Below are 20,580 nucleotides of genomic sequence, written 5' to 3' on the forward strand. Positions count from 1 at the left end.
ACGGTGCTGAAGTGACAAATGCCCTGCTTCCAGGAAAAGCCTCTAAGCATCAGGTAACACGAAATCGTACCCCAAACCGACACAGGTGGTCAGGTAGAGAATACCAAGGCGCTTGAGAGAACTCGGGTGAAGGAACTAGGCAAAATGGTGCCGTAACTTCGGGAGAAGGCACGCTGGTGCGTAGGTGAAGTGACTTGCTCACGGAGCTGAAACCAGTCGAAGATACCAGCTGGCTGCAACTGTTTATTAAAAACACAGCACTGTGCAAACACGAAAGTGGACGTATACGGTGTGACGCCTGCCCGGTGCCGGAAGGTTAATTGATGGGGTCAACCGCAAGGTGAAGCTCTTGATCGAAGCCCCGGTAAACGGCGGCCGTAACTATAACGGTCCTAAGGTAGCGAAATTCCTTGTCGGGTAAGTTCCGACCTGCACGAATGGCGTAATGATGGCCAGGCTGTCTCCACCCGAGACTCAGTGAAATTGAACTCGCTGTGAAGATGCAGTGTACCCGCGGCAAGACGGAAAGACCCCGTGAACCTTTACTATAGCTTGACACTGAACATTGAGCCTTGATGTGTAGGATAGGTGGGAGGCTTTGAAGCGTGGACGCCAGTCTGCGTGGAGCCAACCTTGAAATACCACCCTTTAATGTTTGATGTTCTAACGTGGACCCGTGATCCGGGTTGCGGACAGTGTCTGGTGGGTAGTTTGACTGGGGCGGTCTCCTCCTAAAGCGTAACGGAGGAGCACGAAGGTCAGCTAATCCTGGTCGGACATCAGGAGGTTAGTGCAATGGCATAAGCTGGCTTGACTGCGAGCGTGACGGCGCGAGCAGGTGCGAAAGCAGGTCATAGTGATCCGGTGGTTCTGAATGGAAGGGCCATCGCTCAACGGATAAAAGGTACTCCGGGGATAACAGGCTGATACCGCCCAAGAGTTCATATCGACGGCGGTGTTTGGCACCTCGATGTCGGCTCATCACATCCTGGGGCTGAAGTAGGTCCCAAGGGTATGGCTGTTCGCCATTTAAAGTGGTACGCGAGCTGGGTTTAGAACGTCGTGAGACAGTTCGGTCCCTATCTGCCGTGGGCGCTGGAGAATTGAGGGGGGCTGCTCCTAGTACGAGAGGACCGGAGTGGACGCATCACTGGTGTTCGGGTTGTCATGCCAATGGCACTGCCCGGTAGCTAAATGCGGAAGAGATAAGTGCTGAAAGCATCTAAGCACGAAACTTGCCCCGAGATGAGTTCTCCCTGAGACTTTAAGTCTCCTGAAGGAACGTTGAAGACGACGACGTTGATAGGCCGGGTGTGTAAGCGCAGCGATGCGTTGAGCTAACCGGTACTAATGAACCGTGAGGCTTAACCTTACAACGCCGAAGATGTTTTGGCGATGAGAGACAGATTTTCAGCTGATACCAGATTAGTTGTGCGGCGGAACGCGGCATGACAACAGAATTTGCCTGGCGGCACTAGCGCGGTGGTCCCACCTGACCCCATGCCGAACTCAGAAGTGAAACGCCGTAGCGCCGATGGTAGTGTGGGGTCTCCCCATGCGAGAGTAGGGAACTGCCAGGCATCAAACAAAGCCGAAAGCCTCATGCGAAAGCATGAGGCTTTTTGCTATTCTTTTTCCACGCGTTTTAATCCCCCCTTCGTCGCTAAAGGAAGTAGCCATGGTCACGCTTTACGTTCAGCTTTATAAAAATCGCATGGTTGTGCGCAATCTCGCCACTCAGCAGCAGGCTTCCGGCCACCAGCCCTTCAGCAACCAGCGCATCATTGTTGCCGACTTCTTCCTTGCAGAGAAACTGCTCCGGGATCTGCTCCTGGAAGTCGCCCCCCGCTCTTTCTGGCATGCTCTGCCCGGAGCCGGTAAGCTGGCCATTCTCGCCCATGCGCTGGAGATGAACGAAGGCGGTTTATCGGCGGTAGAGGAGCGTGCCATCATGGAAATGACTTTCGGTGCAGCATATGGCCGGTGCCGCGCGCCTTATGTCATCGCCAATCCCGCCCCACTTAGCGATCCGCAGGTTTTAGACGCGCTGCAGCAGGCTAAAAAGCCAAAACCGCCAGGCAGTAACAATCCCACTATCATCAGTTAAGGCGTTACGCCGCAAACCGTGATGTGAAACTTTCTCACCTTCCACCGGCAGGCTCGACATTCAGACCATTTATGGGTATTGTCAGCTGTCTGGATGTCTAAACGTATAAACGTATGTTGTGAGGATATAAGTTATGCCGATTCGGGTGCAGGACGAGCTGCCGGCCGTCAATCTTCTCCGGGATGAAAACGTCTTTGTGATGACGACTTCACGCGCGACAGTGCAGGAAATTCGTCCCCTGAAGGTGCTTATCCTCAACCTGATGCCGAAAAAGATCGAGACGGAAAACCAGTTCCTGCGTTTACTCTCCAACTCCCCGCTGCAGGTTGATGTCCGCCTGCTGCGAATCGATTCACGCGAGTCGCGCAATACCCCCGCTGAGCACCTCAACACCTTCTACTGTAATTTCGATGAAGTGTGCGACGAAAATTTCGATGGCCTGATCGTCACCGGCGCGCCGTTAGGCCTGGTCGAGTTTAACGATGTTGCCTACTGGCCGCAGATCGAGCAGGTGCTGGCATGGGCAAAAGATCACGTTACCTCAACGCTTTTCGTCTGTTGGGCCGTGCAGGCAGCACTCAATATCCTCTACGGCATTCCGAAACAGACCCGCAGCGATAAACTTTCCGGCGTTTATGAGCATCACCTCCTGCAGCCTCATGCCCTGCTGACGCGCGGCTTTGATGACTATTTCCTCGCGCCGCACTCGCGATATGCTGATTTCCCCGCTGCGCTGATCCGTGATTACACCGATCTCGATATTCTGGCGGAAACGGCAGATGGCGATGCCTACCTCTTCGCCAGCAAAGATAAGCGCATTGCGTTTGTTACCGGCCATCCGGAATACGATCCCGACACGCTGGCGAGCGAATATTTCCGTGATGTGGAAGCGGGCCTGCAACCTGAACTGCCGCACAACTATTTCCCGCACAACGATCCGCAAAATAAACCGCGCGCTTCCTGGCGCAGCCACGGTAATTTGCTGTTCATCAACTGGCTCAACTACTACGTCTACCAGATCACGCCATACGATCTGCGTCATATGAATCCGACGCTAGATTAAGCGTTTCAGCATCAGACCACAGGCACCTTCGGGTGCCTTTTTTGTTTGCGAAAATCACTTCACTCCCCAGTAAAAATTTATCTCCATTCTAATCAATCACTTATCATGCATTTATAATTAAAATGGAAATTGTTTTTGATTTTGGAAAAGTTATTGTCCAGGATTGATCCTGCTGCACGAAAACTGCACAACCGATCGTCGTTTGCCCTGGAAAATGAGTTCGCTGCCAAAAGAGGAGACCGCACCATGACACAACAGGCGACCACAACTGAAGAACTGGCCTTTACCCAGCCCTTTGGCGCGCAGGAGAAGCAGATCCTGACGCCGGCAGCAGTAGAATTCCTCAGCGACCTGGTCGCGCGCTTCACGCCTAAACGCAATCAACTGCTGGCCGCACGCGTTCATCAGCAGCAAGAGATTGATAATGGCAAGCTGCCAGGCTTTATTTCGGAAACCGCTTCCATCCGTGAAAGCGACTGGACGATCCTCGGTATTCCTGACGATCTGCTGGACCGTCGCGTCGAGATCACCGGGCCCGTCGAGCGCAAAATGGTCATCAACGCGCTGAACGCAAACGTGAAAGTGTTTATGGCGGACTTTGAAGATTCGCTGGCGCCAAACTGGGGAAAAGTGATCGATGGGCAGATCAACCTGCGCGATGCGGTCAATGGCACCATCAGCTACACCAATGAAGCGGGAAAAATTTATCAGTTGAAGCCCGACCCGGCGGTACTGGTGTGTCGCGTGCGCGGCTTACACCTGCCGGAGAAACATGTCACCTGGCGTGGAGAGGCGATCCCAGGCAGCCTCTTTGACTTCGCGCTCTACTTCTTCCACAACCATAAAAGTCTGCTGGCTAAAGGCAGCGGTCCCTACTTCTATCTGCCGAAAACACAAGCCTGGCAAGAGGCCGCCTGGTGGAGCGAAGTCTTCAGCTTCACGGAGGATCGCTTCAACCTGCCGCGCGGCACCATCAAAGCAACGCTGTTGATTGAAACGCTGCCGGCCGTCTTCCAGATGGATGAGATCCTCCACGCGCTGCGTGACCATATTGTCGGACTGAACTGCGGGCGCTGGGATTACATCTTCAGCTACATCAAAACACTGAAAAACTACCCGGACCGCGTACTGCCGGATCGCCAGGTGGTGACGATGGATAAACCCTTCCTCAGCGCCTACTCCCGCCTGCTGATCAAAACCTGCCATCGTCGCTGCGCGTTTGCCATGGGCGGCATGGCGGCGTTCATCCCCAGCAAAGATGTCGAGCGCAATAACTGGGTGCTGAACAAAGTAAAAGCCGACAAGCAGCTGGAAGCGGATAACGGACACGATGGCACATGGATTGCGCACCCCGGCCTTGGCGATAGCGTGATGGAGATTTTCAACGCAGCGCTGGGCGAACACAAAAACCAGCTTTTCGTCACCCGCGAAGAGGATGCACCGATCCGCGCGGAAGAGCTGCTGGCACCCTGCGACGGGGAGCGCACGGAAGAGGGGATGCGCGCCAATATCCGCGTGGCGGTGCAGTACATCGAAGCGTGGATCACCGGTAACGGCTGTGTGCCCATTTACGGTCTGATGGAAGATGCCGCCACCGCGGAAATCTCCCGAACCTCTATCTGGCAGTGGATCCACCACCAGAAGACGCTGAGCAACGGCAAACCGGTGACCAAAGCGCTGTTCCGCCAGATGCTGGCTGAAGAGATGCAGGTCATTCAGGAAGAGCTGGGTGAGCACCGTTACAGCAGCGGGCGTTTCGACGATGCCGCACGGCTGATGGAGCAAATCACCACTTCCGATGAGCTGATTGATTTCTTAACCCTGCCGGGTTACCGCCTGCTGGCGTAACTACCCGGGCTAATTTGTTTGCCACGTTGGCCAGGGCAGCGTTCACCATCCCCGCTTATGACAAACAGGCTGCGGTGGGTGTGCTGACCCTGAGCAAACGGCCTTCATCAATAACGCCTGGTACGCCAGGAGAAGAATAGGGAGCATCTGCATATGAAAACCCGTACCCAACAAATTGAAGCGCTGCAACAGGAATGGACACAATCACGCTGGGAAGGCATTCGCCGCCCGTACAGCGCGGAAGAGGTGGTGAAGTTACGCGGCTCGGTCAACCCGGAGTGCACGCTGGCGCAGCTTGGCGCAGCCAAAATCTGGCGTCTGCTGAACGGTGAGTCGAAAAAGGGTTACGTGAACAGCCTTGGCGCATTAACCGGCGGGCAGGCGTTGCAGCAGGCGAAAGCGGGCATTGAGGCGGTCTATCTCTCCGGCTGGCAAGTAGCGGCGGATGCCAACCTTGCCGCCAGCATGTACCCGGATCAATCCCTCTACCCGGCGAACTCGGTGCCAGCGGTGGTTGAACGCATCAATAACACCTTCCGCCGCGCGGATCAGATCCAGTGGTCAAGCGGCATTGAGCCTGGCGACCCACGTTATGTCGACTATTTCCTGCCGATCGTTGCCGATGCGGAAGCGGGGTTTGGCGGTGTGCTGAACGCCTTTGAACTGATGAAATCGATGATTGAAGCCGGTGCAGCGGCGGTTCACTTCGAAGATCAGCTCGCCTCGGTGAAAAAGTGCGGTCATATGGGCGGTAAAGTGCTGGTGCCGACGCAGGAAGCGGTGCAAAAACTGGTTGCCGCGCGTCTGGCCGCCGATGTGCTCGGCGTGCCGACACTCGTGGTCGCGCGTACCGATGCGGATGCCGCTGACTTGATCACCTCCGACTGCGATCCCTATGACAGCGCCTTTATTACCGGAGAGCGCACCAGCGAAGGGTTCTACCGCACGCATGCTGGCATCGAGCAGGCGATCAGCCGTGGCCTCGCTTATGCTCCTTACGCTGATCTGGTGTGGTGTGAAACCTCGACGCCCGACCTGGCGCTGGCACGCCGCTTTGCTGATGCTATCCACGCGAAATTCCCCGGCAAGCTGCTGGCCTACAACTGCTCGCCCTCCTTTAACTGGAAAAAGAACCTCGACGACGACACCATCGCGCGCTTCCAGCAGGAGCTGTCGGATATGGGCTACAAATTCCAGTTCATCACCCTCGCGGGTATTCACAGCATGTGGTTCAACATGTTCGACCTTGCGCACGCCTACGCGCAGGGCGAGGGGATGAAGCACTACGTTGAGAAGGTGCAGCAGCCGGAGTTTGCTGCCGGGAAAGAGGGCTACACCTTCGTCTCGCACCAGCAGGAGGTGGGCACCGGTTACTTCGACAAAGTGACCACCATTATTCAGGGCGGAGCCTCCTCGGTCACGGCGTTAACCGGATCGACAGAAGAGGCGCAGTTCGGCGTCTAATGCGCCCGGCTGCATTGTGGCTGCCGGATGGCGCGGGCGCGTCTCCGGCTTACACACTTACCCGAACTTTACCCTGGAGGTGCCCATGTCGCGTGGCCTGGCGTTGTTAATTGCACAAACCATTTTGCAAGGTTTTGACGCGCAGTATGGGCGCTTTCTGGAAGTGACCGCCGGGGCGCAGCAGCGCTTTGAGCAGGCGGACTGGCACGCCGTGCAGCAGGCGATGAAACAGCGTATCCACCTCTACGATCACCACGTCGGTCTGGTGGTGGAGCAGCTGCGCTGTATCACCGACAGCCAGCATCCGGATGAGGCGTTTCTGCAAGAGGTAAAAGCCCACTACACGCAATTGCTGCCCGACTATCCCCGTTTTGAAATTGCTGAAAGCTTCTTTAACTCAGTCTATTGCCGCTTGTTTGATCATCGCTCCCTGTCGCCCGAGCGGCTTTTCATCTTCAGTTCGCAGCCCGAACGCCGTTTTCGCACCATTCCGCGCCCACTGGCGAAAGCCTTCTGGCCGGAGCGCGGCTGGGAAGCGCTGCTGACAAAAGTGTTATCGGATCTGCCGCTGCGGCTGCCGTGGCAGGACAAAGCGCGTGACGTGCGTTATATCAGCGCTCACCTGCTGGAAGCCTTTGGCATGGATGCGCTCAACCACGCGCATTTACAGGTAGCGAACGAGCTTTTCTATCGCAACAAGGCCGCCTGGCTGGTAGGTAAACTCATCACCCCGGCGGGAACGCTGCCGTTTCTGCTGCCAATCCATCGCAGCGATGAGGGGGAGCTGTTTGTTGATACCTGCCTCACCACGCATGCTGAAGCGAGCATCGTGTTTGGCTTCGCCCGCTCCTACTTTATGGTCTATGCGCCGCTCCCGGCGGCCACCGTCGAGTGGCTGCGCGAGATCCTGCCGGGCAAAACTACCGCCGAGCTCTATATGGCGATTGGCTGCCAGAAGCATGCGAAAACAGAGAGTTACCGCGAATACCTCCACTACGTCACTAACAGTGATGAGCAGTTTATCGAAGCGCCTGGCATTCGCGGCATGGTGATGCTGGTGTTTACCCTGCCGGGGTTCGATCGCGTCTTCAAAGTGATCAAGGATATCTTCCCGCCGCAAAAAGAGATGAGCGCCGCCCACGTTCGCGCCTGCTACCAGCTGGTAAAGGAGCACGATCGCGTCGGGCGCATGGCAGACACCCAGGAGTTTGAAAATTTTGTGCTGGAGAAGCGGCAGATTGCGCCGCCGTTAATGGCGCTGCTGCTGGAGCAGGCGCCGGGCAAAATCACCGATCTTGGCGATCGGATTGCCATCAGCCATCTCTATATCGAACGGCGCATGGTGCCGCTCAATCTCTGGTTCGAGCAGGTGAAAGGCCAGCAACTGCGCGACGCGGTGGAGGAGTATGGCAATGCCATTCGCCAGCTTGCCGCCGCCAATATTTTCCCCGGCGATATGCTGTTTAAAAACTTCGGCGTGACGCGCCACGGCCGGGTGGTCTTTTATGACTACGACGAAATCTGCTACATGACGGAAGTGAATTTCCGCGATATTCCCGCCCCGCGTTACCCGGAAGATGAGCTGAGCGCCGAGCCGTGGTACAGCGTCGCGCCGGGCGATGTCTTTCCTGAAGAGTTTCGCCACTGGCTCTGCGCCGACCCGGAGATCGGCCCGCTGTTTGAAGAGATGCACGCCGATCTCTTTCGCGCCGACTACTGGCGTGGTTTGCAGGCGCGCATTCGCCAGGGGCACGTCGAGGATGTCTACGCCTACCGCAAACGCCAGCGCTTCTGCATTCGCTTCGCCCAAAGCACGCTGCGGCAGGCGGGTTAATGCAGATGGGTGTTGTACTGCAACACTGAGTAGCTCAGTGAGCCAAACAGTAGCAGCGTCAGCAGCATCGCCAAAAAGGCGGCGGTATTGGCTGCGGCGCTGCGAAATAGCACGGTTTCCCTTGGCGTAAGCAGGATCGCAACCAGCGGCACAATAAAGGCGAAATGACCCACCACGTCCGTGATGCCAAAGGGAATAAAGGCCAGCACTGCAATCAGCGCGAAGAGAGTAATGCAGGCGTAGCTTGCCAGCTTGCCGCTGTAGATATGCCAAATCAGGCACAGCTCCACAAACCCGCAGCCACGCACAAAGAAAGCCCAGTCGAGCCCCATCGCCAGCCACGGGTGCGCGCCCAGCAGCTGGAAATAGAGATTCGGCTGCATAAATTTCTCTACGGCGCCCCATAAAAAGGAGTAGCAGAGCATCAGCCGCACAAAGGCAATCACCCGCTCGTCATTTTCTTTCGGCAGAAAGGTCTGGCTGAGGAGATAGATCCCGAGGCCGATAAACAGCAGGTAATCGAGCATATGGAACGCGCCGTAAAGCTGCACCGCATAGCTATAAAGAAACAGCATCAGCAGCCCGGCGATAAAGCTGGTTTTCCGCGTCACGGCGGTGATGGCAATGGCGAGGTGAATAAAGGTCAGCCACGGATTGGCCACGATCAGCTCTGGCGTGAGAATAACATGCGGGTAGAAGAGGCCGAGGATAAGAAAAAAGAGGCCGGTTCCCACACGCATAATCACCGGAACCCAGCGATGGGCGCGCAGAAGCGGCGGGCGAAAACGCGGGATCTCAGGTAATGAGGGAAGGCGGCGGTCGGCCAGCGAGGTGGCGAAAATCACCAGCGTGGCGAAAACCAGCAGCGCCCAAAAGCTGAGCGAACCGGCAATCGCCGTCAGCGAGGCCGGGGCGACTTTAACGTCATAATCCACAAACCATTTCACATGCGCCCACACCGGAACAGGGAGTGCCAGCAGGAGGGCGGCAAGCGTACGACTATTACACTTCATACAACAGAACCTCAGAAAGGGCATTTTTGCCAAAGTGCCACTGCCTGAGGGGGAACAACAATCAGAGATCCCTCTTATCGCCTGCGAGAGTGCTCGCGCTTATCGAGAGAACTCTTTTTTAGGTGCGGATGCCGCCGTAAGCCAGCGTCACCTCTTTTGCCGCGCGGATTACCATCGCGCCCAACTCCGTGACGCGATCGTCAGTGATGCGCGAAATCGGCCCGGAGATGGAGATGGCGGCGAACGGTTCGCCATGCTCGTCAAAGATGCAGGCGGCGACGCAGCGCAGGCCGAGCGCATGCTCTTCATCATCAAAGGAGTAGCCGCGTTTACGCGTCTGGGCGAGATCCTCTTTCAGATGCAACGGCGACACCAGCGTGGCGTGGGTATAAGCATGCAGCCCCTGGCGATGCAACAGATTACCAACCTGCTCATCATCCAGCCGGGAAAGAAACGCTTTTCCCGCGCCGGAGGCGTGCATCGGCAATTTGCCGCCAATCGGCGCCGACATGCGCATCAACTGCGTACACTGCACCTGATCGATAATGATCGCCTGATGATCGCTCTTATCCAGCACCGCCAGGTTCACCGTCTCGCCAGACTCCTCCATCAGCTTGCGCAGAATCGGGTGCACAATTGCCATCAGGTTGCGGCTTTGCAGAAAGCTGCTGCCGACGATAAAGGCGTGCGCGCCAATCGCCCAGTGCCCCAGCTCGCCGACCTGGCGGACAAAGCCCAGCTGCTGCATGGTGGTCAATAAACGGTGGGTGGTGGAGTTAGGTAAACCGGCCTGCTGCGCCAGTTCGGTCAGCGCGACGCTACTGTGTGATTCGGCAATCCACTCGAGCAATTTCAGGCCGCGCGTTAAGGATTGCACCTGCCCGCCAGCGGGCGCGGCGGGAGCGGCGGCTTTTCTGCCACGTTTTGCGGGGACGGAAGCGACCATAGGAGCTCCTTTTCTGTATCGTGGAAATGATTTTCGTTTTGCCAGAGTATAACGTAACTCTTCACTCTACTGATCGGATGAGTGATGGTGAACTTCTCTCATATTCCCCCCGTGTTGCTTTTCCGCCCAGTGACTTTATGCCAGTATGTCCTGCTGGCCTTTTGGCCTGATCTGGCGCCGTCGGGAGTGAGTGTGAGCAGCAACGTTGAGCAACTGAAACAGCAGTTAAGTGAACGTATTCTGGTTCTGGATGGGGGCATGGGAACCATGATCCAGAGCTATCGTTTAAGTGAACAGGATTTCCGCGGCGAACGCTTCGCCGACTGGCCCTGCGATCTGAAAGGTAACAATGACCTGCTGGTTCTCAGCAAACCGCAGGTAATTGCTGATATTCACGATGCCTATTTTGCAGCCGGCGCGGATATCATTGAAACCAACACCTTTAACTCCACCACCATCGCCATGGCGGATTACCAGATGGAATCCCTGTCGGCGGAGATCAACTTTGCTGCCGCGAAGCTGGCGCGTGCCAGCGCCGATAAGTGGACCGCGCAGACGCCGGATAAACCGCGCTATGTAGCCGGCGTCCTCGGCCCAACCAACCGCACCGCCTCCATTTCGCCAGACGTTAACGACCCGGCGTTTCGTAATATCTCCTTCGATCAACTGGTTACTGCCTATCGCGAATCAACCCGCGCGCTGGTGGAGGGGGGAGCCGATCTGATCATGATCGAAACGGTGTTCGATACCCTCAACGCCAAAGCGGCGATCTTCGCGGTAAAAGAGGAGTTCGACGCGCTGGGCATCGATCTGCCGATCATGATCTCCGGCACCATTACCGATGCTTCCGGGCGCACGCTCTCCGGGCAGACCACCGAAGCATTCTATAACTCCCTGCGCCATGCCGATGCGCTCACCTTCGGGCTCAACTGTGCGCTGGGGCCGGACGAGCTGCGCCAGTATGTGCAGGAGCTTTCGCGCATTGCCGAGTGTTACGTCACCGCGCACCCGAACGCCGGTTTACCGAATGCGTTTGGCGAATACGATCTCGACGCCGACACCATGGCGGCGCAAATCGGTGAATGGGCGCAGGCCGGTTTCCTCAACATTGTCGGCGGCTGCTGCGGCACCACGCCGGAACATATTGCGGCGATGAGCCGCGCGGTTGCCGGTGTGCCGCCACGCAAGCTGCCGGAACTGCCCGTTGCCTGCCGTCTCGCCGGTCTTGAGCCGCTCAACATCGGTGATGAGAGCCTGTTTGTGAACGTCGGTGAGCGGACGAACGTCACCGGCTCCGCCAAATTCAAACGCCTGATTAAAGAAGAGAAGTACAACGAAGCGCTCGATGTCGCCCGCCAACAGGTGGAGAGCGGCGCGCAGATCATCGATATCAATATGGATGAAGGGATGCTCGATGCCGAAGCGGCGATGGTGCGTTTCCTCAACCTGATTGCCGGTGAGCCGGATATTGCCCGCGTGCCCATCATGATCGACTCCTCCAAATGGGAGGTGATTGAAAAAGGGCTGAAGTGCATCCAGGGCAAGGGCATTGTTAACTCCATCTCAATGAAAGAGGGCGTTGACGCCTTTATCCATCACGCGAAGCTGGTGCGCCGCTATGGCGCAGCGGTAGTGGTGATGGCCTTTGATGAAGTGGGCCAGGCGGATACCCGTGCGCGCAAGATTGAGATTTGCCGTCGCGCATACCAGATTTTGACTCAGGAAGTGGGTTTCCCGCCGGAAGATATTATTTTCGACCCCAACATTTTCGCCGTGGCGACGGGGATCGAAGAGCACAACAACTATGCGCAGGACTTTATCGGGGCCTGCGAAGATATCAAACGTGAACTGCCCCATGCGCTGATCTCCGGCGGCGTGTCGAACGTCTCCTTCTCGTTCCGCGGTAACGACCCGGTGCGTGAAGCGATTCACGCCGTGTTCCTCTATTACGCCATTCGTAACGGTATGGATATGGGCATCGTCAACGCCGGTCAGCTGGCGATTTATGACGATCTGCCCGCCGAGCTGCGCGATGGGGTAGAAGATGTGATCCTTAATCGCCGCGACGATGCCACCGAACGCATGCTGGATCTGGCGGAGAAGTATCGCGGCAGTAAAGGTGCCGATGAGGGTGCCGCCGCCCAGCAGGCGGAGTGGCGCAGCTGGGATGTGAAAAAGCGCCTCGAATATTCGCTGGTAAAGGGCATCACCGAATTTATTGAGCAGGATACCGAAGAGGCCCGCCAACTGGCCGCACGCCCGATCGAAGTGATCGAAGGGCCGCTGATGGATGGCATGAACGTGGTCGGCGATCTGTTTGGCGAGGGTAAAATGTTTCTGCCGCAGGTGGTGAAATCCGCCCGCGTGATGAAGCAGGCGGTGGCCTATCTGGAGCCCTACATCGAAGCCAGTAAAGAGAAGGGCAGCAGCAACGGCAAGATGGTGATCGCCACGGTAAAAGGCGATGTACACGATATCGGCAAGAATATCGTTGGCGTGGTGCTGCAGTGCAACAACTACGAAATTATCGATCTTGGCGTGATGGTGCCGGCGGATAAAATCCTCAAAACCGCCCGCGAAGTGAATGCCGATTTGATTGGTCTTTCCGGCCTTATCACTCCTTCGCTCGATGAGATGGTCAACGTGGCGAAAGAGATGGAGCGTCAGGGCTTCACCATTCCGCTGCTGATTGGCGGCGCGACCACCTCGAAAGCCCATACGGCGGTCAAAATCGAGCAGAACTACAGCGGGCCGACGGTCTACGTGCAGAACGCCTCGCGCACCGTCGGCGTGGTCTCTGCGCTGCTCTCTGCCACGCAGCACGATGAATTTGTTGCCCGCACCCGCAAAGAGTATGAAACGGTGCGCATTCAGCACGCGCGTAAAAAACCGCGTACGCCACCCGTAACGCTGCAGGCCGCGCGCGAAAACGATCTCGCCTTTGACTGGGCGAGTTACACGCCGCCGGTCGCGCATCGTTTAGGTGTGCAGGAAGTTACGGCCAGTATTGAGACGCTGCGTAACTACATCGACTGGACGCCCTTCTTTATGACCTGGTCGCTGGCGGGCAAATATCCGCGCATCCTCGAAGATGAGGTGGTGGGTGAAGAGGCAAAACGGCTCTTCGCCGATGCCAACGAGATGCTCGATATGCTCGGCGCAGAAAAGCGGCTCAACCCGCGCGGCGTGGTTGGCTTATTCCCGGCGAACCGCGTCGGCGATGACGTCGAGATCTACCAGGATGAAACCCGCACAGAGCTGCTGGCGCTGGGCTGCCATCTGCGCCAGCAGACGGAAAAAATCGGCTTTGCTAACTACTGCCTCGCCGATTTTGTCGCGCCGAAACAGAGCGGTAAAGCGGATTACATTGGTGCCTTCGCCGTGACCGGCGGGCTGGAAGAGGACGCGCTGGCAGACGCCTACGACGCCGCGCACGACGACTACAACAAAATCATGGTCAAAGCGATAGCCGACAGGCTGGCAGAAGCCTTTGCCGAGTATCTCCATGAGCGGGTACGCAAAGTCTACTGGGGCTATGCGCCGTATGAAAACCTCAGCAACGAGGCGCTGATCCGCGAGAATTACCAGGGGATCCGCCCGGCTCCGGGTTACCCTGCCTGCCCGGAGCACACGGAAAAAGGGACCATCTGGCAACTGCTGGATGTGGAAAAACATACCGGCATGAAGCTGACGGAGTCCTTCGCCATGTGGCCTGGCGCCTCGGTTTCCGGCTGGTACTTCAGCCATCCGGAGAGTAAATACTTCGCCGTGGCGCAAATTCAGCGTGACCAGGTGGAAGATTACGCGCGTCGCAAGGGGATGAGCGTGCCGGAAGTGGAACGCTGGCTGGCGTCCCATTTAGGTTACGATGCGGATTAAATTATACGGGGCAGGTTAATTGCCCCGTTTTTTCATTTCATTTTCACGAAACTATCGTGAAGCAGACATAATACAAATTTGAACTAAGAACATTCTTAAAGTATGATATTTTCTTAGGCCCTCATTCCGCTTCATGCGTATGATGGAGGCAGATTAAAAAGTAAAGTTGCTCTCTTTTTTGCGCTGCTTTTGGCTGACATCAATTAAACGTGAGTATTATAAAATGGATATTTATGATATCAGGAAAAGAAATTTATTGCCGAAGGATTATGAGAATATCCTTGCGCCAGATATTGCAAAAAACATCATTAAAAAAGAGTACTTTATTGAAAGCAGCCCTAATAATCTTTTAGGCAGTATTGATGGCTACACCATTAAACCTCATCACGGTTTTAAATATGGCTTACCGCACGATCCGCTGGGCCATCAAAAAGAGAACTATATCGATAGCCTGATTGATAAAGGCATTGTGGTGGTGGTCAGGCCGAACGTCAGTGCACGCAACCGCTTCTACTATCCGTTCTTTATTTCCGAAAACGCTGAGCTGTTCTGCGTGCAGAGCCTGTCGTTCAGCGCCGTCTTTGTGCGTACGATTATTAACGGCTTCAAAGATAGCGTGGCGGTACACGGGCGTCCGGCTCCCACCCGCAGCGATTTCGCGCCGGTGACGGATGAGTTTGGCCCCGGCTACTGGAAAACCAGCGAAACGGACTTCCACGGTGTGAAGAATGCGGCAGTGATGCTGCTTAACCGGGCGACCAGTATGGGCGACGAAGGGCGCGTCTTCGGCTCCGACGGCAAAGATTATATGAACACCTCGCGCGATAAAATTCAGCTGTGGACGCCACTGCCGGCAGACCTGGCGTCCGATACGCGCGAGTTCCTCTATAATCGTTCGGTGATCCGCCGCTACGGCGAAAAACGGACGATCTACCAGAAATATCTTGAGGGTGATGATGCCTGGGCGGTGTCAGGTAAATCATGGCACTGGATTCCAGGCGTAAGGGATGAAGATTATGAATTTAAGAAATAAAATATTTATCTTTTGGGGCGTGATGGACGTGCTGGCGCTGCTCGGATATCTCTTTTTTTCGATGCAGAGCGGTAACGTACCTTTTTATTCTGACATCAGTGCATTTTATTCCAACTATGGCCGCTTAGGCGTCAGCGGTGTGACGGGCGGATTAATGCAGTTGATGTTCTTTATTAATATTGTATTAATTGTTTCATTAATATTTTCCGCGTGGTCGTTTCTGGCGAAGAAAAATATCAATATGATTTTCTTTGTGGTGCAGGAAATTGCCCGTGTATTCTCATTAAAATGCTCTGTTGCGCTGATCCCGATGATGATGCATCTGAGTGGATTTAGCTCAGCATGGGGCGCGGTTGTGCTGTTTATGTTGTCGGAAGCGTTAAAAATTGGCTCGGTGATCTGGGCGAAACGCAACGGCACCCCACGCGCGGATGCCGCTTTAACGCGTTAACCGCCAACGCCTCGCTTCCGTCACATAACTGTCATCTATTCTTACAACTCACAGGGCGCGGATTGCGCGCCCTGTGCCCGTCTCAGGTTTAACGCCTTATACTTACTTCATAAAGTTGCCGTATCCAGGTGGATAACAGGCAGCGCATAACGATAAGGAGAAGCTGATTCCGTGTTAACTTTGCTACATCTTCTTTCTGCTGTCGCCCTGCTGGTGTGGGGCACACACATTGTACGAACCGGCGTCATGCGCGTGTTTGGCGCGCGTTTACGCACGGTGCTTAGCCGCAGCGTAGAGAAAAAACCACTCGCCTTCTGCGCCGGTATTGGCGTAACCGCGCTGGTGCAGAGCAGCAACGCTACCACCATGCTGGTGGCCTCCTTTGTCGCCCAGGATCTGGTGGCGCTGACTCCGGCACTGGTGATCGTACTCGGTGCGGATGTGGGTACCGCGCTGATGGCGCGTGTGCTGACCTTCGATCTCTCCTGGCTTTCGCCGCTGCTGATCTTTGTCGGCGTGATCTTCTTTCTTGGGCGTAAACAGACCCGCGAAGGGCAGCTTGGCCGCGTCAGCATCGGCCTTGGGCTGATCCTGCTGGCGCTGGAGTTGATTGTGCAGGCCGTGACGCCGATTACCCAGGCGAATGGCGTGCAGGTGATTTTCGCCTCGCTGACTGGCGATATCATGCTCGACGCGCTGATTGGCGCGGTGTTTGCCATTATCAGCTACTCCAGCCTTGCTGCGGTGTTGCTGACCGCGACGTTAACCGCGGCCGGTATTATCTCGTTCCCGGTAGCGCTCTGCCTGGTGATTGGTGCCAACCTCGGATCCGGTCTGCTGGCGATGCTGAATAACAGCGGGGCCAATGCCGCCGCACGCCGCGTTGCGCTCGGCAGCCTGCTCTTCAAACTGGTGGGTAGCCTTCTTATTCTGCCTTTTGTTCACCTTCTTGCTGACGGGATGCAGAAACTGCCGCTGCCGGAATCGGAGCTGGTGATCTATTTCCATGTCTTCTATAACGTTATTCGCTGCCTGGCGATGGTGCCGTTTGCCAGCCCGATGGCGCGATTCTGTAAACGTATTATTCACGAAGAGCCTGAACTGGAGGCGCGTCTCAAGCCGAAGCACCTCGACAGCTCCGCGCTCGATACGCCAACGCTGGCGCTGGCCAATGCCGCACGCGAAACGCTGCGCATGGGCGATGCGATGGAGCAGATGCTCGAGGGCCTGCATAAAGTGATGCATGGCGAACCGCGTCAGGAGAAGGAGCTGCGTAAGCAGGCTGACGATGTAAATGTGCTCTACACCGCCATCAAACTCTACCTGGCGCGCATGCCGAAAGATGAGCTGGCGGAAGAGGAGTCTAAACGCTGGGGCGAGGTGATTGAGATGTCCCTCAACCTTGAGCAGGCCTCCGACATTATTGAGCGCATGGGCAGTGAGATCGCCGATAAATCCCTCGCCGCGCGGCGCGCGTTCTCCTTTGAAGGGCTGAAAGAGCTGGATGCTCTGCATGAGCAACTGCTTAACAACCTGAAGCTGGCGATGTCGGTCTTTTTCTCCCGCGATGTCACCAGCGCGCGTCGGTTGCGCCGCAGCAAGCACCGCTTCCGCATTCTGAACCGCCGTTACTCCCATGCGCACGTCGATCGTCTGCATCAGCAAAACGTGCAGGGCATTGAAACCAGCTCGCTGCACCTCGGCCTGCTCGGCGATATGAAGCGCCTCAACTCGCTCTTCTGCTCGGTGGCCTACAGCGTACTGGAGCAGCCCGACGAAGACGAATCCCGCGAAGAGTATTAATCCACGCCGTGCCTTCGGGCACGGCAGTTTAGCGTTTGACTGTCAGTTCAATGCCCAGCGCTTTCATTACGGAGAGTGTCGTCTTCAGTGTCGGATTCCCTTTTTCGCTGAAAGAGCGATAGAGCTGCTCGCGTGACAAACCGGTTTCTGCAGCGATGTCGCTCATCCCTTTGGCCCGAGCAATCACCCCTAATGCTCGGGCGATATAAGCCGCATCGCCGGTTTCGAGCGCATCCGCCATGAAGAGTGCTATCGCCTCATCGTTAACCAGTGCCGCTGCGGGATCGTAAGGGGTTAATTTATTCATGGTAATCACCTGATGGTTTAAACACATTTTGCCAGGTATTTGGCATAGATAATGTCTTTTGGTTGGGTGCTTTTATCCCCCCCACACAACAACACGACAACGGTATTACCCCGCAACTGAAAATAGATGCGGTAACCGGCACCATAATGTATTCGTAATTCACTTATCCCTTCCCCGACTGGTTTCACATCTCCGGTGAGGCCATTTGCCAATCTAAAAAGACGCGCTGAGATAATCGCTCGCAATTTCGCATCGCGTAATGATGACTCCCAGAGTTTAAACGCGTCGGTTTGGACTATCTCTTTCATGCCTGTTGCCTTGTAGTTTATAAACTACGATCGTTTTGTTCAAGGCAAAATCATGGCATGCCCGGCGCACCAAAAAAGCGATTCATTTTCAGTCTGGAAAGCGTCTCGCAGACTACTTTGCTCGCTTTCACATAGTGCATATATTTTAACGAGTTAGCGCACATTTCTTTGCCGTTGGGGCAAAAATCCATTTTTCTCTTCTGCTCAACAACGTTATATTCCGCTTTCAGAGGAGAACTTATGCTGCCAACCCAATCAACACGTTTAAACAAATACATTAGCGAAAGCGGAATCTGCTCACGCCGCGAGGCTGACCGTTACATCGAACAGGGCAACGTCTTTATCAACGGCAAACGTGCCGGGATTGGCGACCAGGTGGTGGCCGGAGACGTGGTGAAAGTGAACGGGCAACTTATCGAACCGCGAAATGAAGAAGATCTGGTGTTTATCGCGCTGAATAAACCCGTTGGCATCGTCAGTACCACCGAAGAGGGCGAAAAGGACAATATTGTCGATTTCGTTAACCACAGTAGCCGCATCTTCCCCATTGGCCGGCTCGATAAAGATTCGCAGGGGCTGATTTTCCTGACCAACCACGGCGATCTGGTGAACAAGATCCTGCGCGCGGGAAATGACCACGAAAAAGAGTATCTGGTCACGGTCAACAAGCCGGTTACCGACGAGTTTGTTCGCGGGATGGGCGCAGGTGTGCCGATCCTCGGTACGGTGACCAAAAAGTGCAAAGTGAAGAGGGAAGCGCCTTTTACCTTCCGCATCACGCTAGTGCAGGGGCTTAACCGCCAGATTCGCCGCATGTGCGAGCACTTTGGCTATGAGGTGACCAAGCTTGAGCGCACGCGCATTATGAACGTCAGCCTGACCGGATTACCGCCCGGCGAGTGGCGCGACCTCACCGGTGATGAGCTGATTGCGCTGTTTAAGCTGATTGAGAACTCCACCTCGGAAGCCAAACCGAAAGCGAAGAGCAATGCGAAACCGCAGGCGGCGAAAAAGCCCGCGGTAAAAGCGGCGAAGCCGGAAGAGAAAAGCCGGGCGAAACCGGCCGGTAAGCGCTTTACCCAGCCGGGCAGGAAAAAGAAAGGGCGCTAATCAGCGGCGTCCACGCGTTTGCGTGGTTGCCGACCACGAAAAAGTGCTGTTCTCATCAGGTTTATAAGCCTGCTGCTTTTTCACCTGGCGGGCTTTCTTCGCGGTCGCTTCACGCTGCGCCATCAGCTTATCGATATACTCTTTCTTAACATGGTTCGCCTCAGAGTTACTCAGCGGGCGTCCATGCGCAATGCGGGCGCGATCGAGCAGCGTTTTAAGCTCCCGCTGTTCACTTTCGGTCATCTCTTTCTGCGTCAGTCTGGTCACGGCCATGGCATGTTCTCCTTAGGAAGTGTCACGAGTTTACGCGATAACGCGTCAAAAGCGCAGGCAAGAACGCGATAACTGGAAATTGGCTCGCAGGTTATCGCCAAGTCAGGATAACCGGATCGACCTGCTGCGATCCGCTCTCCATTTATCCGTTAACTCGCTTTACGCTTTTCTGCCTGACGGCCCTCTACCGGTTTACCCGACCAGTAGCCTGCCAGCAGCGAGCCGGAAAGGTTATGCCACACCGAGAAGAGCGCGCCGGGCAGGGCGGCGAGCGGTGAGAAGTAGAGCTTGCCGAGCGCGGCAGCCAGCCCCGAGTTCTGCATCCCAACTTCAATGGCCAGCGTCCGGCAGGTGGACTCATCAAAACCAAACAGACGCCCGCCCCAGTAGCCGCTGAGCAGACCAATCGCGTTATGGAGGATCACCGCCACAATCACCATCAACCCAACAGAAGCAATGTGTGATGCGGAACCGGCGACCACCGCGCTGATAATGGCCAGAATACAGACCATCGAAAAGGCGGGCAGCCAGGGTTCTACCGCTTTCACCACGCGTGGGAAGAGGTAGTGAACAATCAATCCCAGCCCAATCGGGATCACCACGATTTGCAGGATACTCAGCAGCATCCCCATCACATCGACCTGAATATGGGCATCGACATAGAGGCGCGTCAGCAGCGGCGTGGCGATAACCCCTACCAGCGTTGAGACTGAAGAGATGGTCACCGACAGCGCGACATCGCCTTTGGCGAGATAGATCATCACGTTGGATGCGGTTCCGCTGGCGACGCTGCCGACCAGCACCATTCCGGCCGAGAGATCCGGTGGCATCTTGAAAATCATTGCCAGCAACCACGCCGCCAGCGGCATCACCAGGTAGTGAAGAAACGTACCCGCCGCGACGGGGGCCGGTCGGGAGAGCACGCGCTTAAAGTCGTCGAGGGTCAGATGTACGCCCATGCCGAACATAATCAGCATCAGTAGCGTAGTGACCCACGGGCCGATAGCGACAAATGTCGGCGGGAAGAAGTAGGCGAGAACGGAGAGCAGCACGGCCCAGAGCGGGAACAGCCGCGTGAAGGTTGCGAGCATGGGGATTTCCTTGCGATGACATTGTGTTGTGTTATTCCCCGTTCTCGTAA

General features: G+C 55.8%; 16 protein-coding genes and 2 rRNA genes. 12 read left to right on the forward strand and 6 right to left on the reverse strand.

Annotated elements, in window-relative coordinates:
• The 7 genes from IAE48_RS11470 to aceK all read left to right on the forward strand — a co-directional run.
• A 23S ribosomal RNA gene (locus tag IAE48_RS11470) occupies nt 1-1,372 on the forward strand; the annotation flags it as partial.
• A 92-nt stretch (nt 1,373-1,464) separates the two neighbouring features.
• Nucleotides 1,465-1,580, forward strand: a 5S ribosomal RNA gene (gene rrf, locus IAE48_RS11475).
• Nucleotides 1,581-1,678: 98 nt separating this feature from the next.
• Nucleotides 1,679-2,107 carry a YjaA family stress response protein gene (locus tag IAE48_RS11480; RefSeq protein WP_200134469.1) on the forward strand — a complete coding sequence of 143 codons (429 nt, stop codon included), beginning with the start codon at nt 1,679-1,681 and terminating at the stop codon, nt 2,105-2,107.
• Between the two features lie 133 nt (nt 2,108-2,240).
• On the forward strand, nt 2,241-3,170 hold the full coding sequence (gene metA / locus IAE48_RS11485) for a homoserine O-succinyltransferase (protein WP_200134470.1): 930 nt from the start codon (nt 2,241-2,243) through the stop codon (nt 3,168-3,170).
• Nucleotides 3,171-3,416: 246 nt separating this feature from the next.
• A complete protein-coding gene (gene aceB, locus IAE48_RS11490) occupies nt 3,417-5,018 on the forward strand; it encodes a malate synthase A (protein ID WP_200134471.1) in 1,602 nt (533 codons plus the stop codon).
• A gap of 153 nt (nt 5,019-5,171) precedes the next feature.
• Nucleotides 5,172-6,482: an isocitrate lyase gene (aceA, locus tag IAE48_RS11495; protein ID WP_042712589.1), complete on the forward strand. Its 1,311-nt coding sequence runs from the start codon at nt 5,172-5,174 to the stop codon at nt 6,480-6,482.
• A gap of 85 nt (nt 6,483-6,567) precedes the next feature.
• Nucleotides 6,568-8,316: a bifunctional isocitrate dehydrogenase kinase/phosphatase gene (aceK, locus tag IAE48_RS11500; RefSeq protein WP_042712591.1), complete on the forward strand. Its 1,749-nt coding sequence runs from the start codon at nt 6,568-6,570 to the stop codon at nt 8,314-8,316.
• Here aceK and IAE48_RS11505 read toward each other — a convergent pair.
• Together IAE48_RS11505 and iclR are read right to left on the reverse strand one after the other, a co-directional pair.
• Nucleotides 8,313-9,329 (reverse strand): hypothetical protein, encoded by a 1,017-nt coding sequence (locus tag IAE48_RS11505; RefSeq protein ID WP_200134472.1) that lies wholly within the window; start codon nt 9,327-9,329, stop codon nt 8,313-8,315. The two genes, aceK and IAE48_RS11505, sit on opposite strands and share 4 nt — an antisense overlap.
• 118 nt (nt 9,330-9,447) lie before the next feature.
• Nucleotides 9,448-10,275, reverse strand: a complete 828-nt coding sequence (iclR, locus tag IAE48_RS11510) for a glyoxylate bypass operon transcriptional repressor IclR (RefSeq protein ID WP_023478496.1) — start codon at nt 10,273-10,275, stop codon at nt 9,448-9,450.
• Between the two features lie 192 nt (nt 10,276-10,467).
• Between iclR and metH the strand changes: the two genes are divergently transcribed.
• The 4 genes from metH to IAE48_RS11530 all read left to right on the forward strand — a co-directional run bounded on the left by metH (nt 10,468) and on the right by IAE48_RS11530 (nt 17,441).
• Entirely contained in the window at nt 10,468-14,154 is a 3,687-nt protein-coding gene (metH, locus tag IAE48_RS11515) for a methionine synthase (protein WP_200134473.1), read from the forward strand.
• A 256-nt stretch (nt 14,155-14,410) separates the two neighbouring features.
• Entirely contained in the window at nt 14,411-15,187 is a 777-nt protein-coding gene (locus IAE48_RS11520; RefSeq protein WP_200134474.1) for a hypothetical protein, read from the forward strand.
• Nucleotides 15,162-15,638 carry a hypothetical protein gene (locus tag IAE48_RS11525; protein WP_232045116.1) on the forward strand — a complete coding sequence of 159 codons (477 nt, stop codon included), beginning with the start codon at nt 15,162-15,164 and terminating at the stop codon, nt 15,636-15,638. The genes IAE48_RS11520 and IAE48_RS11525 overlap by 26 nt, the downstream gene beginning before the upstream one ends.
• 171 nt (nt 15,639-15,809) lie before the next feature.
• The gene (locus IAE48_RS11530) at nt 15,810-17,441 is read left to right on the forward strand and encodes a Na/Pi cotransporter family protein (RefSeq protein ID WP_200134475.1); all 1,632 of its coding nucleotides are present in this window, start codon (nt 15,810-15,812) and stop codon (nt 17,439-17,441) included.
• Between the two features lie 28 nt (nt 17,442-17,469).
• Here the strand turns inward: IAE48_RS11530 and IAE48_RS11535 are convergent, their stop codons facing one another.
• Both IAE48_RS11535 and IAE48_RS11540 read right to left on the reverse strand, forming a co-directional pair.
• Nucleotides 17,470-17,748, reverse strand: a complete 279-nt coding sequence (locus IAE48_RS11535) for an addiction module antidote protein (protein WP_042712602.1) — start codon at nt 17,746-17,748, stop codon at nt 17,470-17,472.
• A gap of 17 nt (nt 17,749-17,765) precedes the next feature.
• Nucleotides 17,766-18,056, reverse strand: a complete 291-nt coding sequence (locus tag IAE48_RS11540; RefSeq protein ID WP_128483861.1) for a type II toxin-antitoxin system RelE/ParE family toxin — start codon at nt 18,054-18,056, stop codon at nt 17,766-17,768.
• Between the two features lie 240 nt (nt 18,057-18,296).
• On the opposite strand from IAE48_RS11540, the gene rluF reads away from it, so the two are divergent.
• Nucleotides 18,297-19,166 (forward strand): 23S rRNA pseudouridine(2604) synthase RluF, encoded by an 870-nt coding sequence (gene rluF, locus IAE48_RS11545; RefSeq protein WP_094419107.1) that lies wholly within the window; start codon nt 18,297-18,299, stop codon nt 19,164-19,166.
• Here the strand turns inward: rluF and IAE48_RS11550 are convergent, their stop codons facing one another.
• Together IAE48_RS11550 and panS are read right to left on the reverse strand one after the other, a co-directional pair.
• Entirely contained in the window at nt 19,167-19,439 is a 273-nt protein-coding gene (locus IAE48_RS11550) for a DUF3811 domain-containing protein (protein ID WP_042712605.1), read from the reverse strand.
• 149 nt (nt 19,440-19,588) lie between these two features.
• Nucleotides 19,589-20,530 carry a ketopantoate/pantoate/pantothenate transporter PanS gene (gene panS / locus IAE48_RS11555; protein ID WP_200134476.1) on the reverse strand — a complete coding sequence of 314 codons (942 nt, stop codon included), beginning with the start codon at nt 20,528-20,530 and terminating at the stop codon, nt 19,589-19,591.
• Nucleotides 20,531-20,580 lie beyond the last annotated feature (50 nt).

The organism is Kosakonia sp. S57, assembly GCF_016516575.1.
Classification (GTDB): Bacteria; Pseudomonadota; Gammaproteobacteria; order Enterobacterales; family Enterobacteriaceae; genus Kosakonia; species Kosakonia cowanii.